We start from the raw sequence: 1454 nt of genomic DNA, 5'->3' as shown, positions 1-1454 counted from the left end.
GTGCGTTGCGACCTTTAAAGTAGACACTATAAAACCAGAATTATAAAAAGGAATCAGTGATGAATAAATTACTCTGGTTCCTTTTCTCCTTCCCATCTTTTTGCAGTGTCTCAGAACCCTGGGAGCCTGTCAAGGAAGGCACTTGACAGACTCCCAGGGTTCTGAGAATTAGTCTGTAAGATGCGAAGGAGGAATACTAGCCCTGTGGGCTGTCTTTTAACACGCCGCCGCATATTGTTTCGGTGTTTTGTAACCTAAAACCCCTTGTATTCGATTATGATTGTAATAGTCAATATAATCATGAATAATCTGTTTAGCTTCATCAATATTCTTTATATTTTTCAGTTGTTTACGTTCTGATTTTATAAAGGAGAAAAAGCTTTCTGCACATGCATTATCAAGTGCATTTGCTTTTCTGGACATGCTTGGAATGATGGTATGTTCATTCATTAATTCTTTCCATCTATTTGATCGATAGGGCATCCCTCTATCAGAATGCAGAATAATTCCTTCTTCTTTTTTTCTAGTGTTTAATGCAGCGATAAGTGTATCTTCTACTAGTTGAATATCATGTGATTCAGATAATTGGTATCCTAGTATATAATTATCGTGTAAATCCATTAGTGAAGAAAGAAATAGTTTAGTATTTCCAATAGGAAATTCTGTTACGTCAGTAACCCACTTTTCACTTGTTTTAGTTGTAGTGAAATCTCTCTTTAATAGGTTCGGATAAATATGACCAGCCCCATTATTCACCCTATTTTCAGAGACTGATTTCTTGTTTTTTTTACGTGCTTGGCTTTTAAACCCCAACTCATGCATTAACCTTCGCACTACTTTCTCCCCAACAATAAGGTTATACTTATCTTGCAAAACTGCATGTATTTTCCGATATCCATAGTTCTTATCGTGTTCATGGAAAATTATAGTAATATATTCTTTTAATTCGGTTTCGGTTTTTGACTCTTTTTTCTCTTTCCCTTTATTTCTTAAATATTTATAGTATCCAGCTCGTGATACCTCAAGTTTTTCACATATTTTTGAGATGGGGTATTTAGACTCTAACTCTTCTACTACTTTAAACTTTGCTTTTTTTCCTCCTCCTTTAGAATTTGTAGATACTTTTTTAATATTTCGTTCTCCATTTCTAATTCCTTAATTTTATCTTTATCACTAAGTTGGCTGTTTCTTTTCTTCCGTTTTAAACCTACCTCACCATATGTGTTATATTTCTTGATCCACTCATAAATGTAATCTGGATTTAAAACCTCCAACTGATTGGCTACAATTTTCACACTTTCACCGGCTTGTATTCTTTTAACTGCATCTAGTTTTAGTTCGAAAGAATAAGATTTTAATTTTCTATTAGTTGACATTTGAATCACTCCCTTTATGACGATTATGGCCATAGATTTCCGGTATTATTCGTGTCAACTATGATGGGCGCAATTCAC

2 protein-coding genes are annotated in these 1454 nt (G+C 34.0%); both read right to left on the bottom strand.

What is annotated here, in order from left to right:
• Positions 1 to 216: 216 nt before the first annotated feature.
• Positions 217 to 1131: an IS3 family transposase gene (locus ACY3XC_RS28665; protein WP_464871571.1), complete on the bottom strand. Its 915-nt coding sequence runs from the start codon at positions 1129 to 1131 to the stop codon at positions 217 to 219.
• Positions 1074 to 1376 carry a transposase gene (locus tag ACY3XC_RS28660; protein ID WP_464871570.1) on the bottom strand — a complete coding sequence of 101 codons (303 nt, stop codon included), beginning with the start codon at positions 1374 to 1376 and terminating at the stop codon, positions 1074 to 1076. Before ACY3XC_RS28660 ends, ACY3XC_RS28665 begins: the two co-directional genes overlap by 58 nt.
• Positions 1377 to 1454: the final 78 nt, after the last annotated feature.

Source organism: Bacillus sp. CZDM1 (genome assembly GCF_055502545.1).
Note: the sequence above shows the minus strand (reverse complement) of the source record. Positions and strands in the feature narration are given on the sequence as shown.